The organism is Mesorhizobium sp. M0968 (assembly GCF_040319065.1).
Taxonomy (GTDB): Bacteria; Pseudomonadota; Alphaproteobacteria; order Rhizobiales; family Rhizobiaceae; genus Mesorhizobium.
Genome location: NZ_JAMYNL010000004.1, coordinates 328,530 through 342,874, shown reverse-complemented (window position 1 = coordinate 342,874; position 14,345 = coordinate 328,530). Strand labels below are relative to the sequence as shown.

Here is a 14,345-nt window from a genome sequence, read left to right as displayed (position 1 = left end):
ATGGCGAATGCCAACGATGATGGCAAGGATATTGGCGATGAGACAATGCATAGTTGGAAACGGGTGAACGCATCAAGCCACTCCGCTGTTTGTCGAACCTCGCACGAGATCCGACGCAATGCTAAGAAAGAGATGCCGTTTAGCCGTCGAAACGTGGAGGAGGAAACATGCTGACGGGAACCTGCCACTGCGGCGCAGCCCACTGGACCCTGGAGGGCGATCCCGGTTCGATCACTGCCTGCAATTGCACACTTTGCCGTCGCTACGGCACGCTCTGGGCTTACGACTATGTCGACGAACGCATCCGCCTTGCCGGGCCCGTAAGCGCCTATCGGCGCGTCGGAAAGGCTCATCCTTCGCTTGAGATTCTCTTCTGCCCAACCTGCGCTTGCGTCCTGGCCTGGCGCGGTTTGCATCCCGAGGCGGCTGGGCGCTACCGCATCGCCGTCAATGTGAGGCTTGCGCCGCCCGAGGCCGTCGCCGATCTCCCGATCGACCATTTCGAGGGTCTCGATACATTCGAGGATTTGCCGAGAGATGGCCGCTGTGTACGGGACATGTGGTTCTAGTCTCTAGAGTCTCTTCGGGATCATGCTTTAGAATATGGTCCGCGAAACCCGCCGTTCGACGGCCGGCACCAGACCGTCGCTGCTGTCGCCGAACACCTGCGGGCGCGGCCGGTCAACGGAAATTGACGCCTTCGGTGAGGTATCTGGCATGACGACAAATTGCGGCGCCTGCCTGTAGGAGAAGCCGCCGCGGATCTCGCCGATCTTGCCGGCGACGATGCCCATCACCGCCTCTTCGAGTTTGCGGTCGTAGCGCGTTTCGGCCCCGGCCGACGCGGCGAAGATGGCCGCAAGCGCAATGCCGCCCAAAAGCGATCTCATTGGTCTTCTTTCACCTGCCTGGTTGCCTTCTAGCAGGGCAGCGTTGAAGAACGGCCAAAGGACACGGTAAGCAAATCGCCAAACGACAGCGTAAACAGCATGTTACGACTGTGCGCCGGCAATTTGATTCAAGCAGTTGAGATTTTGATTCAGACTGGCATCTTGCAGCCAAGTTGAATCGCTTCGGCGTCGCCGGAATGCGTCTAACAGCTAAGCGCGCTGGGCCTGCGCGGTATGCCCCAACGCCACGAACACTGTGCGCACGATGCCGGCGCTGTCCAGCCCGGCATCGGCATACATCTTTTCCGGCTTGGCATGGTCGACAAATGTGTCGGGCAGCACCAGCGGGCGCACCTTCAGGCCGCTCTCCAGCAGCCCTTCATGGGCCAGGAACTGCAGCACATGGCTGGCGAAGCCGCCGACCGCGCCCTCTTCCACCGTCACCAGTATCTCGTGTGAACGGGCCAGCCGCCGGATCAGGTCCTCGTCGAGCGGCTTGGCAAAACGGGCATCGGCGACCGTGGTCGAAAGCCCGGCCGCGCCAAGCTCCTCGGCCGCGGCCAGGCAATCCTGCAGCCTGGTGCCGAAGGAAAGCAGCGCAACCTTGGTGCCCTCCCTGACGATCCGGCCCTTGCCGATCTCCAATACCGAGCCGCGTTGCGGCATCTCGACACCAACGCCGTTGCCGCGCGGGTAGCGAAAGGCGATCGGGCCGTCATCGTAGCTTGCAGCGGTGCGTACCATGTGGCGCAGCTCGGCCTCATCGGCCGCGGCCATGACGACGAAACCGGGCAGCGTCGCCAGGAAGGTCGTGTCGAAGGCGCCGCAATGGGTGGCACCATCGGCGCCGACGAAGCCGGCGCGATCGATCGGAAAGCGCACCGGCAATTTCTGGATCGCCACGTCGTGGACGACCTGGTCGTAGGCGCGCTGCAGAAAGGTCGAGTAGATCGCAGCGAAAGGCTTGAAGCCTTCCGTGGCAAGGCCGGCGGCGAAGGTCACTGCATGCTGCTCGGCAATGCCGACATCGAAGGTCCTCGCCGGAAACGCCTCGCCGAACAGGTCAAGCCCGGTGCCGTTCGGCATGGCGGCGGTGATGGCGACGATGCGGTCGTCCTCTCGGGCCTCCTGGATCAGGCTTTCGGCAAACACCTTGGTGTAGCTCGGCGCATTGGCGGGCGCCTTGGCCTGGGCGCCGGTGATGACGTCGAATTTGTTGACGCCATGATATTTGTCGGCCGCTGCCTCGGCCGGGGCGTAGCCCTTGCCCTTCTGGGTCACGACGTGGATCAGCACCGGGCCGTCGGCATTGTCGCGGACGTTCTTCAGCACCGGGATCAGGTGCTCGAGGTTGTGACCGTCGATCGGGCCGATGTGGTAGAATCCCATTTCCTCGAACAACGTGCCGCCGGTGACGTAACCGCGCGCATGCTCGACCGCTCGCTTGATGGCGCGATCGGCGCGCTCGCCGAGATACGACGTCAGCTTCTTGCCGAAATCGCGCAAGCCCAGATAGGTCTTGCCCGACGCCAGACGGGCCAGATAGGCGCTCATTGCGCCGGTCGGCGGAGCGATCGACATATCGTTGTCGTTCAAGATGACGATCAGCCGGGCATCGAGTGCGCCGGCATTGTTCATCGCCTCATAGGCCATGCCGGCCGACATGGCGCCGTCGCCGATGACGGCAATGACATTGTTGCGGCCATCGGACAGATCGCGCGCCATCGCCATGCCGAGGCCGGCTGAAATCGAGGTCGAGGAGTGGGCTGCGCCGAACGGATCGTATTCGCTCTCAACGCGACGCGTGAAACCGGACAGGCCGCCCTCCTGGCGCAGCGTGCGGATGCGATCGCGGCGGCCGGTCAGGATCTTGTGCGGATAGGCCTGGTGGCCGACGTCCCAGATCAGCCGGTCGTCCGGCGTGTTGAAGACATAGTGCAGCGCGACGGTCAACTCGACCACGCCAAGGCCGGCGCCGAGATGGCCGCCGGTGTGGGAAACGACGTCGATCAGTTCGGCGCGAAGCTCTGACGCCAGTTGCGGCAGGTCGCCTTCGGCAAGCGTGCGCAAATCGGCTGGGACGCGGACCTTGTCGAGAAGCGGCGTATCGGGCTTTGCGTTCACTGTTTGCGAGCCTGGTCAGATTTTCTGTTCATCGTGAAATATGCCGCTGGCCGGCGAATGTAAATGTGGCGGTAACGCGCATCAGCTTTCGGGCAGCGGGATGAACTCTTGCTCGTCTCCAGGAACGATATCGAAGCGGCCTGTCTTCCATTCTTCTTTCGCCTGCTCGATGCGTTCCTTTGAGGACGATACGAAATTCCACCAGATATAGCGTTTCGAACCGAGCGAGGCGCCGCCAAACAGCATGAAATGGGCGCCGCGTTCCGATGAGACAACGATTTCGTCGCCGGGCCGGAAGACCAGCAGCCGCTCGGCCGGGAAGCGGTCACCGGATATCGAAACCTCGCCTTCCAGCGTATAGATGGCGCGCTCCTCGGCATCGGCCGGGATTTTCACGCCGGCACCCGGCGCCAGCCTGAGATCGGCATAAAGCGTGTCCGAAGCGGTGGCGACCGGGGAGCGCAGTCCGGAAAACGCACCGATGATCACACGGCCGCTGACCCCCTCGGCCTCGACTTCGGGCAGGCGCAGGGCTGCGGTGTTCTCGAAGACCGGCGCGACCTCCTCCTTGCCGTCCGGCAGCGCCAGCCATGTCTGCAGCCCGGAAACCGACATCGGCGCGCCGCGCAGTTCTTCCGGCGTGCGCTCCGAATGGACGATGCCACGGCCGGCGGTCATCAAATTCACATCGCCGGGCTGAATTACCATCTCGGTGCCGAGCGAATCGCGGTGCCTGATCTTGCCGTCGAACAGGTAAGTCACCGTAGACAGGCCGATATGTGGGTGCGGACGCACGTCGAGCGCCTGGCCCGCTCGCAGAACGGCTGGACCCATGCGGTCGAAGAAGATGAAAGGTCCGACCAGCCGGCGCCTGGCCGTCGGCAAGGCGCGGCGAACCTGAAATCCGCCAATATCCTTGGCATTCGGAATGACCATCAGCTCGATCTGATCGCTGGCGAAGGCATCGCCTATCTGCGGATCGTTTCCGGGAAAGAAGCTCACGCGGTCCCCTCAGGCGAAGCGAAGTGCGGATTTGGCCTTCGCCTTGGCCGCCACCTCTTCGCGATTGCGCGGATGCTGCGTCGTCTCGAGGCTGTCGAGCAATTCGCGCGCCGAGGCGGCAATGGCCTCGACGGCATGGTCGAACGCATGCTGGTTCTGTTTCGACGGCCGCGTCGTTCCGCTCAGCTTGCGGACAAACTGAAGTGCGGCATCGCGGACCTCGTCATTGGTTGCCGGCGGATCGAAATTGAACAGGGTCTTGATGTTTCTGCACATCCTTCGCAATCTCCTCTCGTCCTGGAGCCGTTTCAAACGGGATGAGTTTTACCCTCAATCGTGATGATGTCCAAAGCCGGTAAGCAAAATTGTCGTTCGACGCCGCGCCTCAATCCGCGTCCAACGGCTCTGTCCCCACCGGCTTGCCGTCACGCGACAGCCTGATCTTCTCGACCTTGTCCTCGGCCGCCTTCAGCAGCCGATCGCAATGCGCCTTCAGCGCCTCGCCGCGCTCGTAGATGCGGATCGACTGGTCGAGCGGAACGTCGCCGCGCTCCAGATCGTCGACGATCCTCTCCAGCGCCTCGAGCGCCTGCTCGAAGCTCATCGCCTTGACGTCCTCGTTGGTCTCACCAGCCATCATCTATCCCTTCATCAGCCGCCCGACATGGGCGGCGACTGAAAATGCCAATCCCTGCAGATCGTAGCCGCCCTCGAGCACGCTGACGAGCCGGTTGCGGCTATGGCGCCCGGCTCGTTCGAGCAACTGGCCGGTCGCCCAGTCGAAATCATCCTCAGTCAGGTTGATCTCGGCCAGCGGATCGCGGTGGTGGGCATCGAAACCGGCGGAGATGATGATGAGATCGGGCGCAAAATTGTCGAGCGCCGGCAGGATGCGTGACAGAAAGGCGTCGCGAAAACTATCGCTGCCGCTCTGCGGCGCCAGCGGCGCGTTGACGATGTTGCCGGCGCCGGTTTCGCTCACAGCCCCGGTTCCCGGGTAAAGCGGCATCTGGTGTGTCGAGCAATAGAGCACCGATGGATCGTCCCAGAAAATGTCCTGCGTGCCGTTGCCGTGATGTACATCCCAGTCGACGACGGCGACACGGTCGGCGCCATGGTTCTTCTGCGCGTAGCGTGCCGCGATCGCGGCGGTGTTGAACAGGCAAAAACCCATGGAGGTGGTCTTTTCGGCATGATGGCCGGGCGGCCGTGCGGCGACGAAGACGTTTTCGGCACGGCCGGTGAAGACGTCGTCGACCGCGGCGTTGGCTGCGCCGATCGCGGTCACGGCCGCCTGCCAGCTCTTCGGGCTGGCGGTGGTGTCGGCATCGATACGGGCGATGCCGGTGTCCGGTATCGCTGCACGGACCCGTTCGACGAATTCGGGCGGATGTGCGTAGAGGATGGTTGCCTCGTTGCCTTCCGGCGCCTGGACGCGATCGAGCGCCGCGAACGCCTCGTCGTCAAGCACACGCTCTATGGCGCGCAAACGGTCCGGCCGCTCCGGATGACCGGGCGGTGTTATGTGCTCGAGGAAAATCGGGTGGGTATAAAGTCGCGTGACCATGCCCCGATATAGGCGCGCCTCGCCGCTTTGGCCATGTTTTCGCGCGCTGGTGAGGCGATGTTCAACAGGGTTTAGGCAACCGGCGTCGGCTGAGCCCACCGCGAGCCGCCTGGGATCGGCGAAAAGAATGACCTCAGGCCGGTGATCGGTCAATCTGGGGCTGCTTCGCTGACGATCGATCAGGCTTAGGCAGCTTGCCGGTGCGATTGAGCAGCCCTTCCAGAAGAACCTTGAACGCCTTCACTGCCTTCTTCGACGTCGCTTCGGGATGGTTCGAATTTGCGATCCACTGCGCCGCATGCAACGAGGCGCCGCTGACCAGCCTTGCCGCGGCTTCGGGATCGACGGCGAGAATTGTCCCCTCGTCGCTCAGTCTTTGCAGGCTCTCTGTCATCGAGCGGATGCATGTGCTCTGGCTTGGCCATTGCGATGGATCGCCGAGCACCGCCGGCCCGTCACGAAGCACGATACGCTGGATCTCCGGCTCCAGCGCCATCTCGATATAAGCGGTGCATTCGTCGACAAAGCCCTGCCAGAGATTGTCCGGCTTGGCCGAAACGACCTTCAGCCGGGCCGACATTTCGGCATCGATCTCGGCGATGACCGCCTGGAGAAGGCCCTTCTTGTCGCCGAAGTGATGATAGAGCGCACCGCGCGTCAGCCCGGCCGATGCCGTGAAGTCATCCATCGAGGCTTCGGCATAGCCGAGCGTGCCGAAGGCCTGGCGCGCCGCTCCGATCAGCTTGGCGCGGGTTTCGGCAATCATCTCCTTGCGTGGTCTATGCATGCTCTGGCCCTATTAACATACGTCTCGTATGCCAATTGACATACGCCGCGTATGATCTATTTAAACTCATACGCCACGTATGTAATCGCCGAACCGGCCGTTGTCGAGGAACCAGACCATGCAAAATCCCTATTCCCAGATCTTTCGCGCGCCGGGCGCCAAGGGCTTTGCCGCCGCCGGCTTCGTTGCCCGGCTGCCGATGGCCATGGCTCCGATCGGGATCGTCGCGATGCTGTCGCAGACCGATGGCGAATACTGGCTGGCCGGTGCCGTCTCCGCGACATATGCGCTGGCCAACGCTTTCGTCGCCCCGCAGGTATCGCGACTCGTGGACCGGCTCGGCCAGACGCGGATTGTGGTGCCGACCACCATGATTTCCACGCTCGCTTTTGCGATCCTGATTGCAGCGGCCAATCAGCATTGGCCGATATGGACGCTATTCGTCTCGGCGCTGCTCGCCGCCGTCATGCCCAGCATACCGGCAATGGTGCGCGCACGCTGGACCGAGATTTTTCGCAACCGCCCCGAGTTGAACACGGCGTTCGCCTTCGAGTCGGCGGCGGACGAACTGGTGTACATCGCCGGCGCATCGCTGTCGGTCGGACTGAGCGTCGCGCTTTTCCCGGAAGCAGGAGTGCTCGCGAGCACATTGTTCCTCGCCTTCGGTTCGACGGCCTTCATCCTGCAGCGCTCGACCGAACCGCGAGCCCGACCGGTGGAACACGGTTCGGGCGGCTCGGCAATCCGCCTGCGGCCGGTCCAGATCATCACCTTGGCCCTGATCTTCATCGGCGCGACCTTCGCCACCACGGAGGTGAGCACCGTGGCGATCACCAAGGAGCTTGGCCAGCCGGGCGCCGCCAGCTTCGTCATCGGCGTCTACGCGCTCGGATCGTTCGTCGTCGGCATCATCATCGGCGCCCTGAACCTGAAAGTGCCGCTGCAGATTCAGCTTGCCATCGCAATCGCCATCATTGCGCTTACCACGCTGCCGCTGCTCGTCGCCGACACCGTGCCGCTGCTGGCACTGGCCGTCTTCGTCAGCGGCGTGGCAATCTCGCCGACCTTCATCACAGCATTCGGCCTGATCGAGCGGCGCGTGCCCGAGGCGGTGCTGACCGAAGGCGTGACCTGGGTGATGACCGGCATCGGCATCGGCATGGCGCTCGGCTCGTTCGCCGCCGGCTGGGTGGTGGACGCTTTCGGCGCGCAGAACGGGTTCTGGGTATCGGTGGCATCGGGCACAATCGCGCTGGTCATCGTGCTCGCCGGCCAGCGCAGCCTTGCCGCGCCGAACTGCGACATGGCTGCATGCGACGCAGCCGCGGTCGCTGCGGAATAGGTTCCGGTGCGTCCGGCTCCGAGGCGGGGCCAGACGCATACCAGCATCGTGAGAATGGCCTAAAGAATCTCGGTCTTGGCGATGTGGATGCCAAAACCTTCGAGGCCGACATAATGGCGCTCGCGCGAGGCGATCAGATTGATCGAGGAAATGCCGAGATCCTTGAGGATTTGCGCGCCGAGGCCGATCTCGCGCCATTCGTTCTCGCGCCGGCGCGCCTCTTCATGGTCCTCGCGGTCGCCGGCAGCCGGCCGCTTGCGCTCCTGATGGGCGACGCCGACCGAGCCTTCGCGCAAATAGACGATGACGCCGCGTTGGCGCTCGCCCATTGCCTTCATGATGGCGTCCAGCCTGTGACTGGTGCCGAAGACGTCGCTGACCACGTCCTCGGAATGAAGGCGCACCGGCACCTCGACGCCGTCGCGGATATCGCCGAAGACGACCGCCACGTGATGCATGGAGTCCCAGGGCAGCGTGTAGGTGAAGACCTGTGCCTTGCCGCCCGGCGTCTCGATGTCGGAACAGGCGACGCGCTCGACCAGCGTTTCCTTGCGTTGCCGGTAGCCGATAAGGTCGGCAACCGAGATCTGCTTCAACCCGTGCTTTTCGGCGAAGGCCTGCACCTGCGGGCCACGCATGACGGTGCCGTCATCGTTGACCAGCTCGGAAATGACGCCGACCGGCGGCAGGCCGGCGAGCTTGCAGAGGTCGACAGCGGCTTCGGTATGGCCCGAACGCATCAGCACGCCGCCTTCACGCGCGATCAGCGGAAAGATGTGGCCGGGGCGAACGAAATCGGAGGCGCCGACATTGCCGTTGGCGAGATTGCGCACCGTCAGCGTGCGGTCGTCGGCCGAAATACCGGTCGTGGTGCCGTGCTTGAAGTCGACGCTGACGGTAAAGGCGGTGGTGTGGGCGGAATCATTGTCAGCCACCATCGGCGACAGGTTGAGCCGCTTTGCTTCCTCGCGCGGCATCGGCGTGCAGACGATGCCTGACGTGTTGCGGACGATGAACGCCATCTTTTCCGGCGTGCAATGGACGGCGGCTACGATCAGGTCGCCCTCGTTCTCGCGGCCGTCATCGTCCATGACGACGACGATCTCGCCGCGCTCGAAGGCGCGCAGGGCTTCGACGATCTTCTTCTGGTCGTAAGGCATGGGTGCTCGCTTCGCTCGCGGGAACAGGGGAGTAAGGGAGTAGGGCAGTACGGGAGTAGGGAAAAGGAAAAAATGCTGTCGTGGGAGCTGCGTAACCTACTCCCCTACTCCCCTACCTGTCTGTCCCCGATGACGCAGATAATGATCGGCAATGGCGCAGGCAACCATCGCCTCGCCGATCGGTACGGCGCGGATGCCGACGCATGGATCGTGCCGGCCCTTGGTCATGATCTCGACGTCGTTACCGTCCTTGTCGATCGACTTTCGCGGCGTCAGGATCGACGAGGTCGGCTTGACGGCGAAACGCGCGACGATCGCCTGGCCGGTCGAGATGCCGCCGAGGATGCCGCCGGCATTGTTGGACAGGAAGACCGGCTTGCCGTCATTGCCCATGCGCATCTCATCGGCATTCTCCTCGCCGGTGATGCGGGCGGCCTCGAAACCGTTGCCGATCTCGACGCCCTTGACGGCGTTGATCGACATCAGGCCGGCGGCGATGTCCTGGTCGAGCTTGGCATAGATCGGCGCGCCAAGCCCCGCCGGAACGCCGTCGGCGACGATCTCGATGACCGCACCGACCGAGGAGCCCGCCTTGCGGATGCCGTCCAGATATTTCGTGAAGACGGCGACGGACGCCGGATCAGGCGTGAAGAACGGGTTTTCGGCGTCGCCGACGAAATTCCAGTTCCAATTGGCGCGATCGATCGATTTATCGCCCATCGACACCAGCGCGCCGCGCACCACCATGCCGGGCACGACCTTTCGGGCAAGCGCTCCGGCCGCCACCCGCGCCGCCGTCTCACGCGCCGAGGAGCGACCGCCGCCGCGGTAATCGCGCAGGCCGTATTTGACCTCGTAAGTGTAATCGGCATGGCCCGGCCGGAACTGGCGGGCGATGTCGCCATAGTCCTTGGAGCGCTGGTCGACGTTCTCGATCAGCATCGACACCGGCGTGCCGGTGGTGACCATCGTCTCACCGTCCTCATCGAGGATGAAGCCGGACAGGACCTTCACCTCGTCAGGTTCGCGACGCTGCGTTACAAAACGTGACTGGCCGGGGCGGCGCTTGTCGAGTTCGGCCTGGATCTCGTCGCGAGTGAAGCGGATGCCTGGCGGACAGCCGTCGACGACGCAGCCCAGCGCCGGCCCGTGGCTTTCGCCCCAGGTGGTGACGCGGAAAAGATGGCCGAACGTGTTGTGCGACATGGAACCAGCCCTGCCGGCGTCGGAGCCGGCTCAGCGCATGAGCCCGAAAATCGGAGCGATTTTCGGAAAGGATCATGCACAAAATCAAAAGTGCTACAGCGTCCCTTGCGCGTCCAGGAGGACGCGCGGCGCTGTCGCCTGCCTTTTATTGGCGTTTTCCACAGTGGTCAAACTGTGATCCCGCGGATTTAGTTTTGACACATTCGATTGGTTTCTGCTCAGTTCCGTTCCGTTGGACGGAGCCGCTGTACCGGCAATGATTAAAGAGGACGATGATGCGTATCCTGATTGGCGCTGTTGCCGCCACGCTGTTGATTTCCACCGCCGCCTTCGCCGGCCAGACCGAGGGCCTGATCAAGAAGGTCGACAAGGATGCGCTGACGCTGACGCTGGACGACGGCAAGTCCTACAAGCTGAACGCCGAAACCGACCTCGATGCGCTGAAGCCAGGCATGGACATCGTCCTCGCCTACGACGTGACCAATGGCGAGAACGTCGTCACCGACATGGAATTGCCGGACACCGGATCGACCGAGTAGGACGCGTCGATATTCAGCTGATGCCGGCCCGACCTGATCTCAACATACGCTAGGTCATCGGTCTCAGAGCCACTCCAGGCGCCGGCCGTCCAGTCTGAGCACGCGATCCTGCGGCACTTCCATGCTGACCGCATCTTGTTCGGACATCCCCAGTACCAAGCGGAACATTACGCGCATGATGCCACCATGGGTCACGCAGACCGTCTGGCGATCGAGCGCGTCGAACCACGGCTTCACCCGTTCGAGCAGCATCTGGTAGCTTTCGGCGCCCTCGCCGGGCGGCTGGAAATTCCATTTATCGAGGCGGCGGCGCCTGGTCGAACCGGGATTGTTCGCCTCGAGTTCGGCAAAGGTAAAACCCTGCCAGTCGCCAAAGCTCAATTCCACGAGCAGCGGCTCGGTACGATAGGCGTGCGGGTCGAGCTTCATCGCCGCGCGCAGGCGCTCCATCGTCTCGCGCGTGCGCCGCATCGGGCTGGCGACAAAGTCGAAATCTTCGGGCTTGTCGATGAGTTCGGCCAGTCTGCGCCCGTTGCGGCTAGCCTGCTCGCGGCCGAGCTCGTTGAGGTCGGTATCGGCCTGCCCCTGCAGCCGGGCCTCGGCGTTCCACGCCGTCTGGCCGTGGCGCACGATATAGACGAGCGGGTACATCAGGTCTTCCGGAAGAGGGCAGGCGGTGGCGTCAGTCCTTGACCGTCGAAATATCCGGCGCGTCGACCGCCTTCATGCCGACGACATGATAGCCGGAATCGACATGATGGATCTCGCCGGTGACGCCACGCGAAAGGTCGGACAGGAAATAGACGCCGGAATCGCCGACCTCCTCCTGCGTGACCGTCTGCTTCAACGGCGAATTGTATTCGTTCCATTTCAGGATATAGCGGAAATCGCCGATGCCGGATGCGGCAAGCGTCTTGATCGGGCCGGCGGAGATCGCGTTGACACGGATCTTCTTGGCGCCGAGATCGACGGCCAGATAGCGCACGCTGGCTTCGAGTGCCGCCTTGGCAACACCCATGACGTTATAGTGCGGCATCACCTTTTCCGCGCCGTAATAGGTCAGCGTGAGCAGCGAGCCGCCGTCGGTCATCAGCGCCTCGGCACGTTTGGCGATGGTGGTGAAGGAATAGACCGAAATATCCATGGTGCGCAGGAAATTGTCGCGCGTCGTCTCGACATAGCGGCCGGTCAGTTCGTCCTTGTCGGAAAAGGCGATTGCGTGGACGAGGAAATCGAGCTTGCCACCCCAGTGCTTGCTGACATTTTCGAACACCGCATCGAGGCTGGCCGGGTCGGTCACGTCGCAATGGCCGGCGACATGCGCGCCCAGTTCCGCCGCGAGCGGCTCGACGCGTTTCTTGAACGCCTCGCCCTGATAGGTCAGCGCGATCTCGGCGCCATGGTCGACACAGGCCTTGGCGATGCCGTAAGCGATCGAGCGATTGTTGGCGATGCCAAGGATAAGGCCGCGCTTGCCGGCCATAAGGCCCCGTCCACCCGCCATGTCAGCGCTCTCCGAAAGGTTCTCTGCTTTGTGGAGTGCCTATCGCACAGCCACAGTGCCCCTTCAAGCGTTCAAAGCGGACAGTTCGGGGGACAAAAGCGTTTGCTCAACAGCGCCGCGCGTCCTTTGGACGTGCAAAGGACGCTGTAGCGCTTTGACCTTGCAGTCATGGGCCGGTGGGAAAATCCGACACTGGGTGTCCGTGTGGCACGGCGGAAGAGGACCCTTTGGCGGAAGTTCGTTGGCCAGCGGCCGAAGTCACGCTCATGACCCCGAGCCGACAATGGGACCGCTTACATCGAACGACCGCTTGATGTCGCTACCGAGTCCTTCCGTCACAGCAGAATTCCCGTCTCGAATCCTTTGCCACGTGTAGGTTTGACCTCACGGAAGCCGAGAATTACAGATAGACTTATATTAGCAGATGCTATATTAGGGTGCGGGGACGCGAGGGGCCGCTAGTGTACTCGGATTGCCGTCCTTTCCTTAGATTGATTGGGCCATTCGCGATTGAGAGCGCGGATGGCGCGGACGTCACGCCGCATGGCAGACGGTCTAAGGCGCTCTTGGCCATGCTCGCCCTGGCACCCAACGGTACGCGGAGCCGAAAATGGCTGCAAAGCAAGCTCTGGAGCACTCGCGGCGAGGAGCAGGGTGCAGCAAGCTTGCGGCAGGAGCTGTCCGAGGTTCGGAAGTCGCTCCGCAGCGCCGGCATTGATCTAATCTCGACCGATCGTGATGTGGTTCGACTCGACGTCGCTTCGATCGGCATCGATTTGAACGATCCACCCGAAGGCTCTGCCACGCGTGATCTGCTTGAGGGCCTCGATATTCGCGATCCAGAGTTCGAGGATTGGCTTCGTGAGCAAAGAAGCCAATGGCCCCGGCCTCGCACAGTGCCAGCAAACGTCTCTCCTGTTGCCGCGGCAGATCAGTTGTCCGGACAGCGAAGCGCCTCACTTCTGAATTCGTCGCGGCTATGCTTGGGCCTGGTTCGCGATGCCAGGTGGACGGAGGGCTCCGCTAACAGGGCCGTCAGCGACCTTGTCCTGGATCTGGTGGTTCGATCGATCCTGAATTTCGAAGTGGTCGACGTCGTGGATTTTCAAGCGCAGGGACCGCTGACCCAAGCGCCTGACACAGCGCTACCAGACTGGCTGTTGCAAACCAGGGCAACGGTGGTGGGCGACAGAGTGGGCCTGACATTTGCATTAATTGCGCCCGGTGACAGCCGGCTCTTGTGGTCGCATACGGATTTTCTCGAGCCGGCCGACCTGACTGGCCCGGCGAGCCTGAAGCTGATGTCGTTGGTCAATCAGATCGTGTTTTCGATCCTCGAATTCGTTCTCGATCCTAAGTCCATCCGCGACGAGCCCCGACACCGGGCGTCTCGGCTTGCATTGACAGCGCTGCGACAGGTATTCCGCATGCGCGATACGGACCTGGATTCGGCGGAGCGCATGCTCGCCGAAGCATATGAGCTCGACCCGCGTAGCACGTATCTGGCGTGGCAGCTGTTTGTGTTTGTCACCCGCTTTGGCGAGAGACGGGTCGGCCGCTCGGGCACCTTTCACGATCAGGTTCGGGAATGCGCCAGTCGCGCCGTCGAAGTGGCCCCCTTCAATCCTATCACCCTGGCGTTGGCCGCTCATGCCCATTCGTTCGTCTTTCGTGAATACGCACAGGCACTGGAACTCGCCGATCGAGCGATAGCCGCTAACCCGCTACAAGCCATTTGCTGGGACATGCGCGCCTTGACGCTCGGCTATCTCGGCGAAGTGAAGCGTGGCTATGAGGATGCGATGCGCGCACGTGCACTGGGCGGGCCTCCCCTGTATCGTTACTGCATCGATACCACGTGCTGCATCTTGGCAACTCTGAACGGGCGCTTCGAGGAGGGGATACGTCACGGCGAGCGTGTCCTTGCGCAGCAACCCACATACCTACCCGCTTTGAGATACTCGGCTGCCTGCCACGGGCATTTGGGGCAGACTGTGGAGGCAGTTCGAACTATCGAACGCTTGCGCGCCTGGGAGCCGGATTTCTCGCTCGAGCTGCTTTCGGAGGAGAATTATCCAATTGCAGGCGTACTCGGAGTTTCGGTTATCAAGAGCGGGTTGTCGCGGATAACGCTGCCAAGGTACGCACCCTAGCGCTGCGCACCGCAGGCGTTACGTCGAGGCTCCGACCACCAGTTGGCGCGGATCAAATTTAGAAGCTTTAG

General features: G+C 62.6%; 15 protein-coding genes. 4 read left to right on the top strand and 11 right to left on the bottom strand.

Annotation, left to right across the window (positions count from 1 at the left end):
• The first annotated feature begins 167 nt into the window (after window positions 1-167).
• Window positions 168-569: a GFA family protein gene (locus tag NKH67_RS09590; RefSeq protein ID WP_023674122.1), complete on the top strand. Its 402-nt coding sequence runs from the start codon at window positions 168-170 to the stop codon at window positions 567-569.
• 27 nt (window positions 570-596) lie between these two features.
• On the opposite strand, the gene NKH67_RS09585 is transcribed toward NKH67_RS09590, so the two are convergent.
• The 7 genes from NKH67_RS09585 to NKH67_RS09555 form a co-directional block, all read right to left on the bottom strand.
• A complete protein-coding gene (locus tag NKH67_RS09585; RefSeq protein WP_352768701.1) occupies window positions 597-890 on the bottom strand; it encodes a hypothetical protein in 294 nt (97 codons plus the stop codon).
• Window positions 891-1,100: 210 nt separating this feature from the next.
• Window positions 1,101-3,014, bottom strand: a complete 1,914-nt coding sequence (gene dxs / locus NKH67_RS09580) for a 1-deoxy-D-xylulose-5-phosphate synthase (RefSeq protein ID WP_023674120.1) — start codon at window positions 3,012-3,014, stop codon at window positions 1,101-1,103.
• An 81-nt stretch (window positions 3,015-3,095) separates the two neighbouring features.
• A complete protein-coding gene (locus NKH67_RS09575) occupies window positions 3,096-4,016 on the bottom strand; it encodes a pirin family protein (protein ID WP_352821156.1) in 921 nt (306 codons plus the stop codon).
• Window positions 4,017-4,025: 9 nt separating this feature from the next.
• On the bottom strand, window positions 4,026-4,292 hold the full coding sequence (locus NKH67_RS09570) for a DUF2277 domain-containing protein (protein WP_023716908.1): 267 nt from the start codon (window positions 4,290-4,292) through the stop codon (window positions 4,026-4,028).
• Window positions 4,293-4,401: 109 nt separating this feature from the next.
• The gene (locus NKH67_RS09565; RefSeq protein ID WP_031211056.1) at window positions 4,402-4,653 is read right to left on the bottom strand and encodes an exodeoxyribonuclease VII small subunit; all 252 of its coding nucleotides are present in this window, start codon (window positions 4,651-4,653) and stop codon (window positions 4,402-4,404) included.
• A 3-nt stretch (window positions 4,654-4,656) separates the two neighbouring features.
• Window positions 4,657-5,583: a histone deacetylase family protein gene (locus tag NKH67_RS09560; protein ID WP_352969342.1), complete on the bottom strand. Its 927-nt coding sequence runs from the start codon at window positions 5,581-5,583 to the stop codon at window positions 4,657-4,659.
• Window positions 5,584-5,716: 133 nt separating this feature from the next.
• Entirely contained in the window at window positions 5,717-6,370 is a 654-nt protein-coding gene (locus NKH67_RS09555) for a TetR/AcrR family transcriptional regulator (RefSeq protein WP_352969344.1), read from the bottom strand.
• A gap of 118 nt (window positions 6,371-6,488) precedes the next feature.
• Between NKH67_RS09555 and NKH67_RS09550 the strand changes: the two genes are divergently transcribed.
• Window positions 6,489-7,712 carry an MFS transporter gene (locus tag NKH67_RS09550; RefSeq protein ID WP_352969346.1) on the top strand — a complete coding sequence of 408 codons (1,224 nt, stop codon included), beginning with the start codon at window positions 6,489-6,491 and terminating at the stop codon, window positions 7,710-7,712.
• A gap of 59 nt (window positions 7,713-7,771) precedes the next feature.
• Here NKH67_RS09550 and ribB read toward each other — a convergent pair whose 3' ends face one another.
• Window positions 7,772-8,872, bottom strand: a complete 1,101-nt coding sequence (gene ribB / locus NKH67_RS09545) for a 3,4-dihydroxy-2-butanone-4-phosphate synthase (RefSeq protein WP_352449900.1) — start codon at window positions 8,870-8,872, stop codon at window positions 7,772-7,774.
• A 96-nt stretch (window positions 8,873-8,968) separates the two neighbouring features.
• Window positions 8,969-10,078, bottom strand: a complete 1,110-nt coding sequence (aroC, locus tag NKH67_RS09540) for a chorismate synthase (protein ID WP_353030677.1) — start codon at window positions 10,076-10,078, stop codon at window positions 8,969-8,971.
• A 275-nt stretch (window positions 10,079-10,353) separates the two neighbouring features.
• Here aroC and NKH67_RS09535 point away from each other — a divergent pair, with 275 nt between their 5' ends.
• Complete coding sequence (locus NKH67_RS09535; protein WP_023716902.1) at window positions 10,354-10,617, top strand: DUF1344 domain-containing protein; 264 nt, start codon at window positions 10,354-10,356, stop codon at window positions 10,615-10,617.
• 63 nt (window positions 10,618-10,680) lie between these two features.
• Here the strand turns inward: NKH67_RS09535 and NKH67_RS09530 are convergent, their stop codons facing one another.
• Together NKH67_RS09530 and fabI are read right to left on the bottom strand one after the other, a co-directional pair.
• Window positions 10,681-11,268 (bottom strand): histidine phosphatase family protein, encoded by a 588-nt coding sequence (locus tag NKH67_RS09530; RefSeq protein WP_352456876.1) that lies wholly within the window; start codon window positions 11,266-11,268, stop codon window positions 10,681-10,683.
• A 31-nt stretch (window positions 11,269-11,299) separates the two neighbouring features.
• Window positions 11,300-12,121, bottom strand: a complete 822-nt coding sequence (fabI, locus tag NKH67_RS09525; RefSeq protein ID WP_352449903.1) for an enoyl-ACP reductase FabI — start codon at window positions 12,119-12,121, stop codon at window positions 11,300-11,302.
• Between the two features lie 572 nt (window positions 12,122-12,693).
• On the opposite strand from fabI, the gene NKH67_RS09520 reads away from it, so the two are divergent.
• Entirely contained in the window at window positions 12,694-14,274 is a 1,581-nt protein-coding gene (locus NKH67_RS09520) for a hypothetical protein (RefSeq protein WP_352470667.1), read from the top strand.
• The last annotated feature ends 71 nt before the right edge of the window (window positions 14,275-14,345 follow it).

What these genes read in the sequence shown, in the direction of transcription:
- NKH67_RS09590 (WP_023674122.1), top strand. Translation starts at nt 168, where the DNA reads ATGCTGACGGGAACCTGCCACTGCGGCGCAGCCCACTGGACCCTGGAG.
- NKH67_RS09585 (WP_352768701.1), bottom strand. Translation starts at nt 890, where the DNA reads ATGAGATCGCTTTTGGGCGGCATTGCGCTTGCGGCCATCTTCGCCGCG.
- NKH67_RS09570 (WP_023716908.1), bottom strand. Translation starts at nt 4,292, where the DNA reads ATGTGCAGAAACATCAAGACCCTGTTCAATTTCGATCCGCCGGCAACC.
- NKH67_RS09565 (WP_031211056.1), bottom strand. Translation starts at nt 4,653, where the DNA reads ATGGCTGGTGAGACCAACGAGGACGTCAAGGCGATGAGCTTCGAGCAG.
- NKH67_RS09560 (WP_352969342.1), bottom strand. Translation starts at nt 5,583, where the DNA reads ATGGTCACGCGACTTTATACCCACCCGATTTTCCTCGAGCACATAACA.
- NKH67_RS09555 (WP_352969344.1), bottom strand. Translation starts at nt 6,370, where the DNA reads ATGCATAGACCACGCAAGGAGATGATTGCCGAAACCCGCGCCAAGCTG.
- NKH67_RS09550 (WP_352969346.1), top strand. Translation starts at nt 6,489, where the DNA reads ATGCAAAATCCCTATTCCCAGATCTTTCGCGCGCCGGGCGCCAAGGGC.
- ribB (WP_352449900.1), bottom strand. Translation starts at nt 8,872, where the DNA reads ATGCCTTACGACCAGAAGAAGATCGTCGAAGCCCTGCGCGCCTTCGAG.
- aroC (WP_353030677.1), bottom strand. Translation starts at nt 10,078, where the DNA reads ATGTCGCACAACACGTTCGGCCATCTTTTCCGCGTCACCACCTGGGGC.
- NKH67_RS09535 (WP_023716902.1), top strand. Translation starts at nt 10,354, where the DNA reads ATGCGTATCCTGATTGGCGCTGTTGCCGCCACGCTGTTGATTTCCACC.
- NKH67_RS09530 (WP_352456876.1), bottom strand. Translation starts at nt 11,268, where the DNA reads ATGTACCCGCTCGTCTATATCGTGCGCCACGGCCAGACGGCGTGGAAC.
- fabI (WP_352449903.1), bottom strand. Translation starts at nt 12,121, where the DNA reads ATGGCGGGTGGACGGGGCCTTATGGCCGGCAAGCGCGGCCTTATCCTT.
- NKH67_RS09520 (WP_352470667.1), top strand. Translation starts at nt 12,694, where the DNA reads ATGCTCGCCCTGGCACCCAACGGTACGCGGAGCCGAAAATGGCTGCAA.